Annotated in this window: 15 protein-coding genes; 5 read left to right on the forward strand and 10 right to left on the reverse strand. The window is 33.6% G+C overall.

What is annotated here, in order from left to right; translation table 11 throughout:
• Window positions 1–10: 10 nt before the first annotated feature.
• On the forward strand, window positions 11–1288 hold the full coding sequence (locus AC1Q5Z_RS22120) for a replication-associated recombination protein A (protein WP_198857789.1): 1278 nt from the start codon (window positions 11–13) through the stop codon (window positions 1286–1288).
• 14 nt (window positions 1289–1302) lie between these two features.
• Here the strand turns inward: AC1Q5Z_RS22120 and AC1Q5Z_RS22125 are convergent, their stop codons facing one another.
• The 3 genes from AC1Q5Z_RS22125 to radC are packed head-to-tail and all read right to left on the reverse strand — an operon-like array spanning window position 1303 to window position 3476.
• Window positions 1303–2094, reverse strand: coding sequence for a hypothetical protein (locus AC1Q5Z_RS22125; protein WP_492446837.1), 792 nt, complete (start codon window positions 2092–2094; stop codon window positions 1303–1305).
• 2 nt (window positions 2095–2096) lie between these two features.
• Window positions 2097–2783 carry a YjjG family noncanonical pyrimidine nucleotidase gene (locus tag AC1Q5Z_RS22130; RefSeq protein WP_198857791.1) on the reverse strand — a complete coding sequence of 229 codons (687 nt, stop codon included), beginning with the start codon at window positions 2781–2783 and terminating at the stop codon, window positions 2097–2099.
• Between the two features lie 3 nt (window positions 2784–2786).
• The gene (radC, locus tag AC1Q5Z_RS22135; RefSeq protein WP_488755311.1) at window positions 2787–3476 is read right to left on the reverse strand and encodes a RadC family protein; all 690 of its coding nucleotides are present in this window, start codon (window positions 3474–3476) and stop codon (window positions 2787–2789) included.
• Between the two features lie 106 nt (window positions 3477–3582).
• On the opposite strand from radC, the gene AC1Q5Z_RS22140 reads away from it, so the two are divergent.
• On the forward strand, window positions 3583–4212 hold the full coding sequence (locus AC1Q5Z_RS22140) for a DUF1287 domain-containing protein (RefSeq protein WP_492446839.1): 630 nt from the start codon (window positions 3583–3585) through the stop codon (window positions 4210–4212).
• A gap of 73 nt (window positions 4213–4285) precedes the next feature.
• Here AC1Q5Z_RS22140 and AC1Q5Z_RS22145 read toward each other — a convergent pair whose 3' ends face one another.
• The 7 genes from AC1Q5Z_RS22145 to hpt form a co-directional block, all read right to left on the reverse strand.
• Window positions 4286–5641, reverse strand: coding sequence for a UDP-N-acetylmuramate--L-alanine ligase (locus tag AC1Q5Z_RS22145; protein WP_492446840.1), 1356 nt, complete (start codon window positions 5639–5641; stop codon window positions 4286–4288).
• Window positions 5642–5655: 14 nt separating this feature from the next.
• Window positions 5656–6342 (reverse strand): tetratricopeptide repeat protein, encoded by a 687-nt coding sequence (locus AC1Q5Z_RS22150; RefSeq protein WP_492446842.1) that lies wholly within the window; start codon window positions 6340–6342, stop codon window positions 5656–5658.
• A gap of 373 nt (window positions 6343–6715) precedes the next feature.
• Window positions 6716–8860, reverse strand: coding sequence for a S46 family peptidase (locus AC1Q5Z_RS22155; RefSeq protein ID WP_492446844.1), 2145 nt, complete (start codon window positions 8858–8860; stop codon window positions 6716–6718).
• A gap of 174 nt (window positions 8861–9034) precedes the next feature.
• Entirely contained in the window at window positions 9035–10036 is a 1002-nt protein-coding gene (obgE, locus tag AC1Q5Z_RS22160) for a GTPase ObgE (protein WP_278020373.1), read from the reverse strand.
• Window positions 10037–10138: 102 nt separating this feature from the next.
• Window positions 10139–11413 carry a hemolysin family protein gene (locus tag AC1Q5Z_RS22165; protein ID WP_198857798.1) on the reverse strand — a complete coding sequence of 425 codons (1275 nt, stop codon included), beginning with the start codon at window positions 11411–11413 and terminating at the stop codon, window positions 10139–10141.
• A gap of 201 nt (window positions 11414–11614) precedes the next feature.
• A complete protein-coding gene (locus AC1Q5Z_RS22170) occupies window positions 11615–12187 on the reverse strand; it encodes an adenylate kinase (protein WP_233074176.1) in 573 nt (190 codons plus the stop codon).
• 66 nt (window positions 12188–12253) lie between these two features.
• Window positions 12254–12784: a hypoxanthine phosphoribosyltransferase gene (hpt, locus tag AC1Q5Z_RS22175; RefSeq protein WP_233074177.1), complete on the reverse strand. Its 531-nt coding sequence runs from the start codon at window positions 12782–12784 to the stop codon at window positions 12254–12256.
• A gap of 187 nt (window positions 12785–12971) precedes the next feature.
• Here hpt and AC1Q5Z_RS22180 point away from each other — a divergent pair, with 187 nt between their 5' ends.
• From AC1Q5Z_RS22180 to AC1Q5Z_RS22190, 3 genes are all read left to right on the forward strand, one after another.
• On the forward strand, window positions 12972–14255 hold the full coding sequence (locus AC1Q5Z_RS22180) for a PQQ-dependent sugar dehydrogenase (protein ID WP_492446847.1): 1284 nt from the start codon (window positions 12972–12974) through the stop codon (window positions 14253–14255).
• Window positions 14256–14467: 212 nt separating this feature from the next.
• Window positions 14468–16567, forward strand: coding sequence for a TonB-dependent receptor (locus tag AC1Q5Z_RS22185; RefSeq protein ID WP_492446849.1), 2100 nt, complete (start codon window positions 14468–14470; stop codon window positions 16565–16567).
• A 23-nt stretch (window positions 16568–16590) separates the two neighbouring features.
• Window positions 16591–17142 carry a HEAT-like fold family protein gene (locus AC1Q5Z_RS22190; protein ID WP_198857801.1) on the forward strand — a complete coding sequence of 184 codons (552 nt, stop codon included), beginning with the start codon at window positions 16591–16593 and terminating at the stop codon, window positions 17140–17142.
• Window positions 17143–17233 lie beyond the last annotated feature (91 nt).

Consider the following 17233-nt stretch of genomic DNA (forward strand, 5'->3'; position numbering starts at 1 on the left):
ATTTTGTAATATGGAAGCACCTTTAGCAGAGCGTATTCGTCCGCAAAAATTAGAAGATTATATAAGCCAACAACATTTGGTTGGTCCAACCGGTTCTTTAACACAGCAAATTTCAAAAGGGATAATTCCTTCATTGATTTTCTGGGGACCTCCAGGAACAGGAAAAACAACTTTGGCACAAATTATTGCGCAAGAATCAAAGAGACCGTTTTATATTCTAAGTGCCATAAATTCTGGTGTAAAAGATATTCGCGATGTTATTGAAAAAGCAAAACAAAGTGGCGGACTTTTTACGGCTAAAAATCCGATTCTATTTATAGACGAGATCCACAGGTTTAGTAAATCACAACAAGATTCACTTTTAGCTGCTGTCGAGAAAGGTTGGATAACATTGGTCGGTGCTACAACCGAAAACCCCAGTTTTGAAGTAATTCCTGCATTATTGTCACGTTGTCAAGTTTATATACTAAATGCTTTTACAAAAGCCGATTTAGAAGCTCTTTTGCAGCGTGCAATGAAAACTGATGCCTATTTATTGACAAAAAAAATAAATTTAAAAGAAACAGAAGCCTTATTGCGCATTTCTGGTGGTGACGGGAGAAAACTATTAAATGTATTTGAACTTGTCATTAATGCTTCTGCTGGTGATGAAATTACAATTACTAATGATCGCGTTTTTGAACTTGTACAACAAAACACGGTTCTTTATGATAAAACTGGCGAACAACATTACGATATCGTTTCTGCCTTTATTAAATCTATACGAGGCAGTGATCCTAATGGAGCCGTTTATTGGTTGGCCAGAATGATTGAAGGCGGCGAAGAAGTAAAATTTATTGCTAGAAGAATGCTAATTCTAGCAAGCGAAGATATTGGTAATGCTAATCCAACTGCACTGATAATGGCTAATAATACTTTTCAGGCTGTTACAACAATCGGATATCCAGAAAGCCGAATCATATTAAGTCAGTGTGCTATTTATTTGGCTACTTCGCCAAAAAGCAATGCTTCTTATATGGCAATTGGCAATGCTCAACAGTTAGTAAAGCAAACTGGCGATTTGCCTGTTCCTATTCATTTACGAAATGCTCCAACCAAATTAATGAAGGAATTAGGTTATGGAGACGAATATAAATATTCTCACGATTATGCCAATAATTTTGCAGAACAAGAATTTTTACCAGATGCTATAAAAGAAACGGTTCTTTACAATCCTGGAAACAATTCTAGAGAGAATAGTACCCGCGAATTTCTAAAGAACCGTTGGAAAGATAAATACGGCTATTAAACCGTATTTTGTATTTAGAATTTAACTACAATTTTTTCTGAAACTAATTTGTCATTCTGATAAGACTCAAAATACCATTGTCCATCTTCTTTCAAAATCAAAGAACCTTGAACATTATCTTTTATCGCGATGTAAACATTTGGTTGAGAAGTCTTAAGAAGCTTCATAACTACTTTTGGAGTTTTATCTATTAATTGATAACCAGATTCTGTTGGTTGAGCATATAATAAATTAGGATCTTTTAAATCTGGCGAAACAGTCGCTGCTACTGGATTTGTTTGCGCTACTTTTACCGCAGCCGCTGCAGGAGCAACTGTCGCAGCCGCCAAAGTTTCGGCAGTATTTTTTTGTGCCACAACAGTTCTAGATGGCACTACAGACTTGCCACTATATTTATAGTGCAATCCATAAATCGATTTAAAAGCGTTATCTAGCGCTTCTTTATACGCAACTTCATATTCTTTCTCCTTACTTTTACCTACTTCAGATGTGTAAACTACTTGTCCGTAACAATCTTTTAATTCAATAAAAAGTTTAGTGACCAAAAAAGCATTGTCTTTTTTCACATCTATATATAAAACCTGACAACGATCTGTAAGTCCATCTGGTAATTGCTCGTTTGTATAATAAGCTTCAAAACCTCCTTTTAATAAATTTGATTTGGTTAATGTAGCCAAACGATATTGATTATCTGTTTTTATAAAATCATATCTTAGAGGTACAATTACAGCCCTGTAATCATTAACAGACTGCGCAAATCCAACAACTGAACATAAAAGAGCAGTAAGTAAAATTTTAATTTTCATAATTATAAATAGTTTTTTAGTTCTAATAAATGGTTAATTTGTTTATAATTTCCCGAAATATCTAATTTTTTCTCATTAAAGAAAATAGCATCCAAACCAGCATTCAACGCTCCATTTACATCTGCTTCAAAATCGTCTCCGATCATAATGCTGTTTTCTTTTGAAGTTTTTGCCAATTTTAATGCATAATCAAATATAATACTATTTGGTTTTTTAACCCCAGCTAATTCTGAATTTGTGATTGTACTGAAATAACCACCAAGCGAAGCATTATTAATTTTCTTTTCTTGAACTTGAGCAAATCCATTTGTAATGATGTGAAGTTTATATTTTGGTTTCAAATATTCCAAAACCTCAATCGCTCCATCAAAAAGATAATTGTTATCAGTAAGAAACTCAATATAATCATTTGCAATTTCCAAAATATTCTCATCTGAAACTACATAATTCAAAGCATCAAAGGATAACTTCAAACGATTATAACGCAATTCCTGATGCGTAATTTTGTCATTCTGATACAATCTCCAACATTCTTGATTGATCGGAATATATTCTTTAATAAAATCTTGAGTTGCGATTTCTTGGTACTTATTTTTAAAAATACGATCAAAAGCCATTTCTGAGTTTTTATCAAAATCCCAAAGCGTATGATCTAAATCAAAAAAGATGTCGGTAATATTGGTGTTCATGTATTAAAAAATTCCTTCATCTACAAAACTATAATATTTTGATTCAGTAATAATAACATGATCTAAAACTTTAACATCTAATATATCTCCTGCCGTTTTAATTTTCTTAGTAATTTGTTTGTCGGCATCACTTGGAACTAAACTACCCGAAGGATGATTATGACACAAAATCAAGGCTGTAGCACCATTCTCTAGTGCTAATTTAAAAACCAATCGTATATCTACAACTGTTCCAGCAATACCTCCTTTACTTAATTGGGATTTAGAAATCACTTTGTTTGAATTATTAAGAAAAAGCACCCAAAACTCTTCATGCGGAAGCTCTCCAATAATGGGTTGCATAATATCAAAAACGGCTTTACTTGAAGTTATTTTTTTTAGTTTCGAAACATCTTCTATACGTTGCCTCCTACCCAACTCTAAAGCAGATACAATTGAAACAGCTTTTGCTTCGCCAATACCTTTAAATTGCATTAATTGAGAAATTGTCATTTTTCCTAAAGCAGTTAGATTTTTGGCTGTAGCTAAAATTCGCTTACTTAAAGCGACAGCAGATTCATTGCGGCTTCCAGAACCAATTAAGATAGCCATTAATTCAGCATCACTTAAAGCATCTTTTCCTTTGAGCATTAATTTTTCGCGCGGTTTATCATCATCAGACCAATTTTTTATAGCGAAATGCCCTCCTTCCATAATAATAATTTTAAGAAGCGAAGATATTTAAAAAAGAAGAAAAATCTCTCAATTTTTATCAGTCCTTCTTAAATTTTAGTATCTTTAAAAACTAAATTGCCTAAAAATGACACCATTAATTTACTGCTTTCTTTTATTATTTTTTATATCATGTCACCAAAAAGAAAACAAAAGCGCAGCTGTTTCAAATTATACCGAACCTAAAACTTTTGCCGAAAAATTATCTCAAGCCGCAATTTCAATAATTGATGCCTCGATTGATTACGATCCTGCTTATTTCAAAATTGATTACCCAAATGGCGATGTTCCAAAAAACAAGGGAGTTTGCACAGATGTTATAATACGGTCGTATCGAGTTCTAAATATCGATTTACAAAAAGAAGTTCATCAAGATATGGTTGAAAATTTTTCTCTTTATCCAAATTTAAAAAAATGGGGAATGACAAAAACCGATACCAATATTGATCATAGAAGAGTCCCGAACCTAGAGGTGTTTTTTGAAAGAAAAGGAACCAAATTACCTGTAACTCAAAACGCAAAAGATTACAAAACTGGAGAATTAGTAACTTGGATGATTAATGATAAACTTCCGCATATTGGAATTGTAACTAATAAAAAATCAGCTGACGGAAAACGTAATTTAATTGTTCATAACGTCGGCAGCGGACAAGTTTTAGAAGATTGTTTATTTGAATACAAAATAGTTGGACATTTTAAATATGAAAATTCTAATTAAATAATTAGACTAAAAAAAATGTGCCAACTACAAAAGCATTGGCACATTATCTAATTTTCAAAATGACTAATTTCTAATTAATCAAACCTTTTACATCATCAAAATTTAAACCTCCATAATTTCCTGAACTCATTAATAAAAGTGCAGAATTGTCTAAATTTAAATTGAACAAATATTCTTTAAACTCAGTTGGATTGGTATAAATAATTAAATTTTTTCTATTGAATGCTGTAGCAATTTGCTCGTAGGTAACTTCTTCTAGCTGTTTAATTTTAACCGCATCTGGAGAATAGAAAACAACTGCAACATCAGCATATTCTAAAGCACCTTCATATTCTTTTAAAAACTCAGCATTTAAACTACTATAAGTATGCAATTCTAAACAAGCAACGAGAGTTCTATTAGGATATTGCTCCTTTACCGCTTTTGTTGTTGCGGCCACTTTACTTGGCGAATGCGCAAAATCTTTATAAGCCACTTTTCCTTTTCCTTCAGCAATTTTCTCTAAACGTTTAGAAGCACCTTTAAAGCTAGCAATCGCTTCGTAGAAATCGGCCTCATCAACCCCCATATTTTGACAGATCCATTTTGCTCCTGCCAAATTATTTAAATTGTGTGCGCCAAAAACTTCAATTGGCATATCGCCTTCTGGAGTTTTTAATAAAGTTACTCCATCATTTACCGAATATTCTGGAGTCGAATAAGCAATTTTTCGAATCGGATTTGTTGCTGCTTCGGCAACACGTTTTACTTCTGGATCATTTTCGTTATAAACTAAAATTCCGCCATTTGTAATTTTTTCAATGAAAATTTCAAATTGCTCCACATAGTTTTCATACGTTGGAAAAACATTAATATGATCCCAAGCAATTCCAGAAATTAAGGCAATGTTTGGTTGATACAAATGAAATTTCGGACGTCTATCAATTGGAGAAGATAGATATTCATCGCCTTCTAGAACTATAAAATCATTTTCTTCAGTCAAATGAACCATCGTATCAAAACCTTCCAACTGTGCTCCTACCATATAATCGACTGCAATGTTGTGATAATGCATTACATGAAGAATCATAGAAGTTATCGTAGTCTTTCCATGAGAACCACCTATTACAACACGAGTTTTATTTTTAGATTGTTCATATAAAAATTCAGGATACGAATAAATCTTTAAACCTAATTCCTGTGCTTTTAATAATTCAGGATTATCCGCTTTAGCATGCATTCCAAGAATAATAGCATCAATATCTGAAGTGATTTTTTCTGGAAACCAACCCAATTCAGCAGGAAGAATTCCTTTCTTTTCTAATCTTGATTTTGAAGGTTCAAAAATAGCATCGTCACTTCCTGTAACCTGATATCCTTTGTTATGCAATGCTAATGCTAAATTGTGCATTGCGCTTCCGCCAATGGCAATGAAATGTGTTTTCATTTAGAATCTTTATTTTATGCTTCGAATTTTCGTTTTAAATCCTGCGCTTTTTTTGTGTCTTTTAGTTTGTTCAAATATAAATTATATAATTTTTGAAATGTGACTTTTGAATTGCCAATTTCATGTGCTTTCTTATAATTTTTTTCGGCAAGATCATATCTTTTAAAATATTCTTCAATTCTTCCTCTTGACAGATAGCCATCAATTGGAGAAAACTGTGCTAATTCATTAGAATATGCAATTGCTCTTGATTCGCTTCCGCCTAAAATTCCAGGCAATTGCAGATAAATTTCAATCAATGCCCAACGTGCCTGAACATGTTTTGGATTAAGTTCAATGGCTTTTTCTAAAGCTTCTTTCATATCGCCCACCATCGAAAACGCTTTAATTTTATTCACTTCTACAGCATGCATCGCCAAACATCCTCCGTATTTAAAAAAATAATCTGCCTCTGTGGGTTTCAATTCTTTTAGTTTTTTAAAATATTCCGCCCCTTTTACCCAAGATTTTTGATGTGCTTCTATTTCTCCAAGATATTCCAGTGACTTTATATCTGACGGATTTGTTTTAAGGACAAATTCAAATATGAGTTTAGCTTCATCGTAATTTTTTGCGCGGAATAATTTCTCTGCTTTCTCAAAATTAGATTGTGACCAACAGTACATTGGAACAATCAAAAAGAAAATTAGCAGCTTTTTCATATTTCAAAAATAAGGAAATATAAAATGCTATTTGCTTTTGAATATAAATTAGTAATTTGTACGAAAAATATAGTCAATCTTATTCCAACCTTTTTATATAAATCCCCGATCAGCTTCAAAAGTACAATTACAACAATAAAAACACTCGTGCTTTCATTCAGTATAAAATGTAAAACAATTTAAAATTTCTTACTTGAGAAAATCCAAATTTTGAAATCATCAAATGTATCTTTTGTCTGTCTGAGTGAAGTCGAACACACGCATTCAAAAGGCCCCGACTTCTATCAGCCTTGTATACTTTACACAAACTAAAAAAATAAAAAACCCGACAGCTTAAAAACTGTCGGGTTTTATTTTATAAAAGAATTTGAGATTATTTAGCAATCGTCAATTCATCAATAATGTTTTTAGCTCCTGCATATTTGTCGATAATCCAAAGTACATAACGAATATCTACGTTGATTGTTCTTTGCAATTTAGAATCGAAAATTACGTCTCCAGCCATAGCCTCAATGTTACCGTCAAAAGCGATACCAATTAATTCTCCTTTTCCGTTAAGAACTGGCGAACCAGAGTTTCCTCCTGTAATATCATTATCAGTCAAGAAATTGATTGGCATATAACCTGCTTTGTCAGCATATTGCCCGTAATCTTTTTTCTTGTTTAACTCTAACAAACGAGCTGGCAAGTCAAATTCCTGATCTCCTGCCTTATACTTTTTAACCATACTTTCCATTGTAGTATAGTTGTTAATCTTAGCATCGTTACGAGGATCAGCAGGTAAAGCGCGAACTTTTCCGTAAGTCAACCTCAACGTAGAGTTTGCATCAGGATATTTAATTGCGTTCAATTTAGATTCTCTTAAACCTTCTACCAATTTACGGTATGCAGTTGCGAAACCATCATTAGCTTTTGCTTGATCATCTGTTTTAGAACGGTATTTTGTCAATAAATCATTAGAAATAATATACAACGGATCGTGTGTAATGGCTACTGGTTTAGGATCTGCTAAAAATCCTAATACTTTTTCCTTAGTTGTAAAGTAACTCTGTTCTGTAGCTTTTGCCACATCTGCAGTAAAATCACCATTGTTAGCTGTTTTCATTTTTGCAATTTCTGGAGCAAGTCCATACTCAGCAGCTTTCTCAGCATATAAGTTTAATTGAGCTGTTAAAATGTCTTTTTCTAAAGGAGCATGAAACTCACCATAAATTTTCTCAATCATTTCATTGATTTTAGGAAGCATTTCTGCTTTCTTAGCATCATTTTCTTTGTAGTAAGCAATTAATGCATTTCCTAAATTAGCAGGTCCAGTTGCGTAGCTAGAAGTACGTAAAAGTTGAGTCAAATAATTATCGTGACGCGCTTTTAAGTTTGTTTCTCTGTAATAATCGTTAATAGTCGGAATTACATTCTCGTACTTTTCTTTGTTAGCAGGTTTACTTGCCCACTCGTAGAATTTATCTTCTTGTTCTGCTTTAGCGTCTACAGTTCCAGCTTTTGTTAAAGCGTCGATCATACCTTGACGGTTTTTCCAGTAGTTAGCAGTCGAAGCATATTTAGAAGCATACTGTAAACGAACAGTTGCATCTTTATCCATATACTTTTTCATTACGTCCATTCCGGTTTTTGCACCTTCAACCCAAGCAGGATAAGCATATTTAATGTTTTGCTCGATTCCTCCAGCCGGCATCCAACGGTTTGTTCTGCCTGGATATCCTAAGATCATTGCAAAGTCGTTTTCTTTAACTCCTTTTAAACTTACTGGTAAATAGTGTTTTGGTTTTAATGGCACATTATCTTTAGAATATGCTGCCGGATTTCCATCTTTGTCAGCGTAAACTCTAAACATAGAGAAATCTCCAGTTTGACGAGGCCACTCCCAGTTGTCTGTATCTCCACCAAATTTACCAACACTTTCTGGAGGAGTTCCAACTAAACGAACGTCTGTGTAATCTTGGTAAACAAAATAGTAATATTCATTTCCTTGAAAGAAAGGGCGAACAGAAACTGTGTATTTTCCATTTTCACTATTTTCTTTTTCAATCAAAGCGATTTCTTGCTGGATGATTGTGTTTCTTTCAGTTTCTGTCATCGTATCGTTTACTTTAGACAGGATTCTTTTTGAAACATCATCCATACGAACAAAGAAACGAACGTATAAAGATTTTGGTTTTAGTTCTTCTGAACGATTTTTTGCCCAAAAACCATTTTTCAAATGATTTTGTTCTGCAGTTGAAAGTTCTGCAATTGAACTATAGCCACAGTGGTGATTAGTAAGAACCAAACCGCTGTTTGAAACGATTTCAGCTGTACATCCTCCATTGAATTGTACAATTGCATCTTTTAAGCTATGATTATTGATACTGTAAATTTCTTCGGCTGTCAATTGCAAGCCCATTTTTTCCATATCTCTATGGTTCAATCTTTCGATAAACATCAAAAACCACATTCCTTCATCGGCTCTCATTGGGAAAGCCACAAGGCACATGGTCAAGAATAAAATTACTTTTTTCATGTTATTTTGTTTAAGTGATGCGAATATAAGCCATTTTAGCAATTATCTCAACCCAAACAATCTTAAAATTAAAAATGATATTAGATTTTTAGCAGTTTATTACGAATTTAACATTATAAAACAAAAAAGGTGCCCTGAGAACAGAACACCTTTTTGATATCTAAGTAAGCTTTACTATTCGTTAAGCATTTTCCAAAGTCTGTCTTTTAAATCTGTCAAACCTTGTTGTGCTACAGATGAAATAAACATATAAGGAACGCCTTTAAAAGAAACATCTAATTCTGCTTTCAGCTCAGCTTTCAATTCATCATCCAACATATCACATTTTGAAATTACCACAAGACGTTCTTTGTCTAGCATTTCAGGATTATACTTTGTTAATTCGTTAACCAAAATATCATATTCTCCTTTAATGTCTGCCGTATCAACAGGAATTAAAAACAATAAAGTTGAGTTACGTTCAATATGACGCAAGAAGTAATGACCAAGACCTTTTCCTTCTGCCGCGCCTTCAATAATTCCAGGAATATCAGCAATTACAAAAGATTGAAAATCTCTGTAAGCCACGATTCCTAGATTCGGTTTTAAAGTCGTAAACGGATAATCGGCAATTTTTGGTTTTGCCGAAGTCAATACAGACAATAAAGTAGATTTTCCTGCATTAGGAAAACCAACCAAACCAACATCAGCCAAAACTTTAAGTTCCAAAATCACATCCATTTCAATACCAAGCAAACCCGGTTGTGCATAACGAGGCGTTTGGTTTGTAGAGCTTCTAAAATGCCAGTTTCCTAAACCTCCTTTTCCTCCTCTTGCAAGAATTTGTTTTTCTCCGTGTTCTGTAATTTCAAAAAGCGTTTCTCCAGTTTCTTTGTCTTTTACAACAGTTCCTAATGGCACTTCAATGATTTTATCTTCTCCGTCTGCACCAGTACTTCTGTCAGAACCTCCGTCTCCACCGTGACCTGCTTTAATATGACGCGCAAACTTCAAATGAAATAATGTCCAAAGCCCTTTATTTCCAACTAAATATACATGTCCACCACGACCTCCATCGCCACCATCTGGACCTCCTTTTTCAATAAATTTCTCTCTATGTAAATGCGTAGAACCTTTTCCTCCCTTTCCGGAAGAAACATATATCTTAACGTAATCTACAAAATTTCCTTCTGTCATTTTCTTTGTTTATGTAAAGTTTCAAGTTTCAGGTTTCAAGTTTCAAGTTGTTTAATATATAACCTGAAACTTGAAACTTGAAACCTGAAACAAATTTTCTCTCTACTCTTTTAGTGCTTTCACAAGTACTTTATCAATCTTAACACCGTCCATGTCGATTACTTCTAGGACGAATTTTTGCCAAACTAATTTTTCTCCTTCTTTTGGAATGTGAGAAAGCTCGGTCATAATCATTCCGCTTACGGTATTCACTTCATAATCGTTTGTTAACTCATCCAATTCGAAGTAAGTCAAGAAGTCGTGTAATGAATAATGTCCATCAACTAACCACGAACCATCTTCTCTTTCTATAAGCTGGAATTCGTCTTTATAAAATTCTGCAGCATCACCAACTAAAGCTTCCAAAATATCATTAAGAGTAATCAGTCCCTGAAAAACTCCATATTCGTCTGAAACTAAAGCATAGTGGACACCCGTTTTTTTGAAATTTTCTAAAGCTTTGTATGCCGTTGTTTGCTCCATTAAATAGGGCGCGTCAGACATAATTGCCGCTAAATCAAAATTATCGCTTTCGATGTTAGCAAAAATATTTTTAAGTGTTACGACTCCAACAATATCATCGTAATTATCATTGTAAACAGGATAGACTGCGTGAAGGTCTTGAACAACCAATTCTTTGATTTTTTCTTTATCGGCTTTTAATGGCAACATATCAACCGACTTGCGATGTGTCATTAAAGAGTTTACTTTTCTGTCTCCAATATGAAAAACACGCTCCACAATATCTTGTTCAATTTCTTGAACCTCTCCTACTTCTGTTCCTTCTTTAATGATAGCTTTAATTTCTTCCTCCGTAACTTTTCCGTCAGCGGTTGGTTTTATTTGGAAAACATTCAATAAGAAATCTGTCGATGTAGTAAGCAACCAAATAAATGGAGCTGTAATAATAGAAATCACTTTCATTGGCATTGCAACCATTTTTGCAATTGCTTCTGGATAATTTAATCCGATTCGTTTAGGAAGTAATTCTCCCAAAACCAATGAGAAGAAAGTTAAAACTACAACTACAATTCCCACCGCAATAGAATGTGCGTAAGGTTTAAGAACTTCAAATCCTGCTACAAAAAGCTCAACATCTGCAGTAATTTTGTCACCAGAATAAATACCTGTCAAAATTCCGATAAGGGTAATTCCGATTTGTACTGTCGATAAAAACTTATTTGGGGAATTAGCTAAATCTAGTGCCGTTTTTGCACTATTATTGCCTTTTTTCGCAGCTGTTTCAAGCCTGTTTTTACGGGCCGAAATCAAAGCGATTTCAGACATGGAGAAAACTCCGTTTAATAGAATTAGAAAAAATATAATTAGTATTTCCAATTGATAGTGGATTCGTTATAAAATGGTCTCGTTAAATGTAATTTGTAATCTTAAAAAATGGCTGTGAATTAAAAAACTAATTTTTCTAACTCAAAAACATTGATCATCAAAAACATTTGAAAAGCCCGTTTTAGAGTTAGAAAAATAGTTTTTTTTGCGTCCCGATAGCTATCAGGATTCACGTACAGCTGGAATAAGTTTCTACAAATTATCTATAACTGACGTTAATCGCTCTGTAATTTGTTCGATAGTTCCGATACCGTCTACGGCATGAAACTTACCTTGTTCTTTATAATATCCAATAAGAGGAGCTGTTTTCTCATTGTACTCTTGGTATCTTACACGAATTTTTTCTTCGTCTTGATCGTCAACTCTTCCGCTTGTTTTTCCTCTCTCTAATAGACGCTTTACCAAAATTTCGTCATCAGCTTCTAAAGCGATTGTTGCTGTTACGCTAGATCCGATCGTTGGCAAAAACTGGTCTAAAGCTTCTGCTTGATTGATTGTTCTTGGGTAACCGTCGAACAAGAATCCTGCAGTATCTGGATGTTTTTTTACCTCATCAATTAACATTGCAGTTGTTACTTCACAAGGAACCAACTCTCCGTTGTCCATAAAAACTCTTGCTTGTTTTCCTAGTTCAGTATCATTTTTTAAATTGAAACGAAAAATATCTCCTGTTGAAAGGTGTGTTAAATTGTATTTTTCTTTTAAAAATTCTGCCTGAGTTCCTTTTCCTGCACCAGGCTTTCCAAATAAAACGATGTTAATCATAATTGAAATGAGTGTTGTTACTTCTGTCTTTCAGAAGTTTTAAAATGAATATATAGTTGTGTTTTGTTATTCTGCTAATTTGTAAACTTCAGTAAGGTTTCTTCCTAAACCATCATAGTCTAAACCGTAACCTACAATAAATTTGTTCGGAATACGAATTCCGATATAATCTATCTTAATGTCTTTTTTATAAGCTTCTGGCTTAAAGAACAACGTTGCAATCTTAAAATGCTTTACATTTTGTGCTTTAAACAAATGCTTCAATTCTTCTACAGTATTTCCTGTGTCGACAATATCTTCGATCACGATTACAGTTCTTCCTGAAAGATCGTGACTGATACCTATTAATTCTTTAACCGATTCTGTGCTTTCTGTTCCTTCATACGAAGCCATTTTGATGAATGAGACTTCGCACGGTTTTTTATATTTTTTCAGAAAATCTGACACCACCATAAAAGCACCATTCAAGACTCCAATAAAAATTGGTGTATCATCACCAAAATCATCTTCTACCTGAGCGACCATTTTAGCCAAAGCAAAATCAATTTCTTTTGCCGAAATAAACGGAACAAATTGTTTATCGTGAAGTTGTATCATTATTTTTCTTTTTAAAATAATGGACAAAGATAAAGAATTAGAACTTAACAGCTTCTATCAAAACAAACTGTATTCGAGATATTTTTTAGGAATGTTAAATCTCAGTTAATCTTTACAAATATTTTTTTGTCACTCTACATATTTTAAGTAAATTGTTATGATCTAATTATTTAACTCCAAAAAACCAATGAAAAAACCTTTAACCCTAATCTCGATAACGTTATTAGCCTTTATGACTGCCTGTAATGGGCAAGTAAAAAAAGAAGAAAAAGAAGCCTTAGCCAACCATTCTGGCAATGTTGTAAAAACTGCTATCGGAGAAATTACTCTTCCCGCTCCTTACGCAACCGAATCTAAAACCAAAAATAGCAAAGTAATTGGATGGCCAGAAGGCAAAACGCCAAAAGCGCCTGAAGGTTTTACAGTAACTAAATTTGCTGACGGATTTGAGAATCCACGATGGAGTTATATAGGTCCAAACAATGATATTTTTGTTGTTGAAAGCGGCACCAGAACAAGCAAAAACCAAATTATAGTTTTGCGTGACAATGATAAAGACGGAACATATGAAACTCGCGAAGTTTTTATTTCTGGTTTAAACAGACCTTTAGGAATGTTAATCCTAAAAGACTTTTTTTATATTGCCAATACTGACGGACTTTACCGTTATCCTTATAAAAACGCACCATTAAAATTAGAAACTCAAGGAACTAAAATTGTTGAACTACCAGCTGGCGGATACAACAATCACTGGACAAGAAGTTTGCTTGCTAATCCTGAAGGAACAAAAATTTATATTGGTGTTGGTTCAGGAAGCAATGTGGGAGAAAACGGAATGGATAAAGAAGTTCGCCGCGCTGCAATTTTAGAAATCAACCCTGATGGAACTGGCGAAAAAATTTATGCTGAAGGCCTTAGAAATCCAATGGGAATGGATTGGAATCCAGCCAACAAAAAAGAACTTTGGACAGCGGTGAATGAAAGAGATGAACTTGGAGATGATTTAGTTCCAGATTATATTACAAGTGTAAAAAGAGGCGGTTTTTACGGATGGCCTTATTCGTATTTTGGAAGTATTCCTGATCCAAGATGGAAAGGTAAAGGCGAACGAAAAGATTTGATAGAAAAAGCTATTGTTCCCGATGTTCCTGTTGGCGCTCATACTGCTTCTTTAGGATTAGCTTTTTACACGAAAGACGCTTTTCCTGCAAAATACAAAAATGGCGCTTTTGTAGGCCAACATGGTTCTTGGAACCGATCTATAATTTCAGGCTATAAAGTTTTATTTGTTCCTTTTAAAGACGGAAAACCTTCAGGAAAACCAGAAGATTTTTTAACTGGTTTTATTTCTGACAATGATAAAGCTGAAGTTTACGGACGTCCAGTTGCAGTTACTGTAATGAAAGACGGATCGCTTTTGGTAAATGATGATAGCGGAAATACTATTTGGAAGGTTACAGCAAAGAAATAAATTCCAATTCCGAAAATTATCGGAACAAATTTTAAAAAGAAAATTTTAAACACATAGAGACATAGATTTTTGTTTAAAAAGATGTTATTAAGAAAATTAGTTTTCGCACATAGTTATTATGTGGCTTTTGACAAGTAAAACGCCTTTTTTGCCTCAATCAATGCTGTGTTTCTATGTGTTAAAATAAAACTGCCTTTTAATCAGCTCATTTTATGCCCTCCAAAAAATATTTTCTTCTTCTCTTTATTCTTTTTACTTCTAAAAGCATCTCAGCACAAGAAAAAATTCAAAATATTGATTCAGTTAAAACTCAAAAACTGAATGAAGTTTTAATAAGTCCGCTTCATATTAATCGTGATTTACAAAATAGTCCCGCTTCAATTGGTATTTTATCCGAAAAAGAATTACTTCGAAATAACACAACTGATATTAGTAATGTCATCAATACAATTCCTGGCGTTTTTATGCAGTCTTCCAATATTACCACAACCCGAATTTCGATTCGTGGAATTGGCGCGAGAACTCCTTATGGGACGAATAAAATTAGAGCTTTTTATGGAAGTATTCCATTAACTTCAGGAAACAGTGAAACTGTAATTGACGATATCGATCTTCAAAACATCAATCAGATTGAGATTATAAAGGGGCCGCTTTCTAGTGTTTATGGTGCTGGTTTGGGCGGTGCGATTTTGATTTCTCCTCAATCTTTAAAAAGTGGCAATTATCAAGCTGAAGTTAGTTCGGTTTTTGGCTCTTACGGATTATTGAAAAACAGAATAAGTTTTGATTTAAATGAAAATAATGCATCTTTAAACCTGAGTTATCACAATCTAAAAACCGATGGCTGGCGCGAAAACAGTGCCTATAATCGTGAAGGAGTTACACTTGGCGGAGAATTATTTAGAAAGAAAAACAGCAAATTGACCTATTTTTCTAATTATACCTATTTAAAAGCATATATTCCGAGTTCGATCAATAAAACCACTTTCGAAAATAATCCACAAGCGGGCGCACCGACTTGGGTTGCTTCAAAAGGATTTAAAGAATACAAATCGACTTTGGGCGGATTGGCTTACGATTTTAAAATAAATGATCATTTAAACAATTCGACTTCTGTTTTTATCAATTATAAAGGCAGCAACGAACCGCGTCCTTTTGACATTTTGCGTCAATATACTTTTGCTTCTGGCGCTAGAACACAATTTTCGGGAGACTTTAAAATCGGAAAAATCAAAAATCAATTTATTGGCGGAATTGAATATTTCGCAGACAATTACAGCGGAAATACTTTTCAAAATCTGTATCAGCAAAATAATGGAAACGGAAGTTTACAAGGTAATCAGCTTACAGCAACGAATCAGAAAAGGCGTTTTTATAATATCTTTTCTCAAATCAGAACTTTACTTTCTGACCGATTTGAAATTCAGGCAGGTTTAAATTACAACAAAACCAAATTTGAACTTCAGAATGATTTTCCCGCTTCCGCAAATAATCCAGTGGAGCAATATAGTTATGATGGCATTTTTTCGCCACAACTTTCTTTTTTGTTCAAGCCAAATGAAATCCAGACTTTTTACTTCTCTGCAAGCCGAGGATTTTCTCTTCCTGCAACCGAAGAAACTTTAACAAGCACAGGAAATATCAATTCAGACATTAAACCCGAAACAGGTTATAATTTTGAATTAGGTAGCAAACTTCATCTTTTTAGCAAAAAACTATATGCTGAAATTGCCGTTTACCGAATGGAAATTAAAGATTTATTGGTTGCCAAAAGAATTGGAGACGATCAATATGAAGGCGTAAATGCTGGAAAAACATTTCATGAAGGAATCGAAATTGCATTAAAACACAATTGGACAATCAATAGAACTTTCAATTTAAACTCTTACACTGGCGCTTCTATCGGAAATTATGAATTTAAAGAATTTGTCGATAACGGAAATGATTATTCAGGCAACAAATTAACTGGAGTTCCTGCCAATACTGCAAGTGCTGGTTTTAATTTGAATACCAATTCAGGTTTTTATTTTTCAGCAGATTTTCAGTTCACAGATAAAATTCCGATGAATGATTCAAATGCCAATTTTTCAGATTCTTATTCTTTACTAAATTTAAAAACAGGTTATCAATTTGAAATTTTGTCTGGATTAAAAGCACATCTCGATGCAGGAATTAATAATGTTACAAACGAAAAATACGCTTCCATGATTTTGACCAATGCAACCGGAGTTGGAAATGCGCAACCACGATTCTATTATCCAGGATTGCCTATAAACTATTACGGAATTATCTCATTAAATTACTTATTTTAGCATTGTACTAAATACAAAAAACAATGCCGTCTGAATTGCAAAAAAAATTGGATTATGTTAATGCTTATAGAGAAAACCGTCTAAAAGCAGCGCAGGATGTTTTAGAAAACCCTTCACTTTTTAGTGAGTTAGTTTCGATTTGCTTTTCACCCGAAGATAAAAACAATCATAAAGCTTGCTGGATTTTAGAATTTGTTTCGTACGAAGAATTGCATTGGCTCCAACCTCATTTAGATTTTTTCTGTTCGAATCTAAAAATTTTAAAAGACGAAAGTTCCATGCGTCCAATCGCAAAAGTGACGCAGCTTTTGGTAAAATCTCATTACAAAAAAAACGAAAATAGTATTTCTCTTTCCGAAAACAATTTACAAGATATTATTGAAGCTTCTTTTGATTGGTTGATAAACGATGTCAAAGTGGCAACAAAAGCCTATTCTATAAGAACTTTATATGTTTTAGGAAATCATTACGACTGGATTCACCCCGAACTAAAAGTGATTATTGACAAAGATTTCGGAGACCATTCAGCAGCCTATAAAGCCGTCGCCAAAGAAGTTTTGAAGAAAATAAAATAGTTTTTATAGCCGCGAATTACACGAATTTTCACGAATTATTTTTTCAAATTCAACTAAAAAAATTCGTGTAAATTCGTGTAATTCGTGGCAA

The organism is Flavobacterium sp. GW823-FHT06G12 (genome assembly GCF_058794775.1).

Bases quoted from the DNA above. Each gene is read 5' to 3' on its own strand.
- AC1Q5Z_RS22170 (WP_233074176.1), bottom strand. From the start codon at position 12,187: ATGATTAACATCGTTTTATTTGGAAAGCCTGGTGCAGGAAAAGGAACT.
- AC1Q5Z_RS22140 (WP_492446839.1), top strand. From the start codon at position 3,583: ATGACACCATTAATTTACTGCTTTCTTTTATTATTTTTTATATCATGT.
- AC1Q5Z_RS22125 (WP_492446837.1), bottom strand. From the start codon at position 2,094: ATGAAAATTAAAATTTTACTTACTGCTCTTTTATGTTCAGTTGTTGGA.
- AC1Q5Z_RS22120 (WP_198857789.1), top strand. From the start codon at position 11: ATGGAAGCACCTTTAGCAGAGCGTATTCGTCCGCAAAAATTAGAAGAT.
- AC1Q5Z_RS22190 (WP_198857801.1), top strand. From the start codon at position 16,591: ATGCCGTCTGAATTGCAAAAAAAATTGGATTATGTTAATGCTTATAGA.
- AC1Q5Z_RS22150 (WP_492446842.1), bottom strand. From the start codon at position 6,342: ATGAAAAAGCTGCTAATTTTCTTTTTGATTGTTCCAATGTACTGTTGG.
- AC1Q5Z_RS22130 (WP_198857791.1), bottom strand. From the start codon at position 2,783: ATGAACACCAATATTACCGACATCTTTTTTGATTTAGATCATACGCTT.
- AC1Q5Z_RS22185 (WP_492446849.1), top strand. From the start codon at position 14,468: ATGCCCTCCAAAAAATATTTTCTTCTTCTCTTTATTCTTTTTACTTCT.
- AC1Q5Z_RS22180 (WP_492446847.1), top strand. From the start codon at position 12,972: ATGAAAAAACCTTTAACCCTAATCTCGATAACGTTATTAGCCTTTATG.
- hpt (WP_233074177.1), bottom strand. From the start codon at position 12,784: ATGATACAACTTCACGATAAACAATTTGTTCCGTTTATTTCGGCAAAA.
- obgE (WP_278020373.1), bottom strand. From the start codon at position 10,036: ATGACAGAAGGAAATTTTGTAGATTACGTTAAGATATATGTTTCTTCC.
- AC1Q5Z_RS22145 (WP_492446840.1), bottom strand. From the start codon at position 5,641: ATGAAAACACATTTCATTGCCATTGGCGGAAGCGCAATGCACAATTTA.
- AC1Q5Z_RS22155 (WP_492446844.1), bottom strand. From the start codon at position 8,860: ATGAAAAAAGTAATTTTATTCTTGACCATGTGCCTTGTGGCTTTCCCA.
- radC (WP_488755311.1), bottom strand. From the start codon at position 3,476: ATGGAAGGAGGGCATTTCGCTATAAAAAATTGGTCTGATGATGATAAA.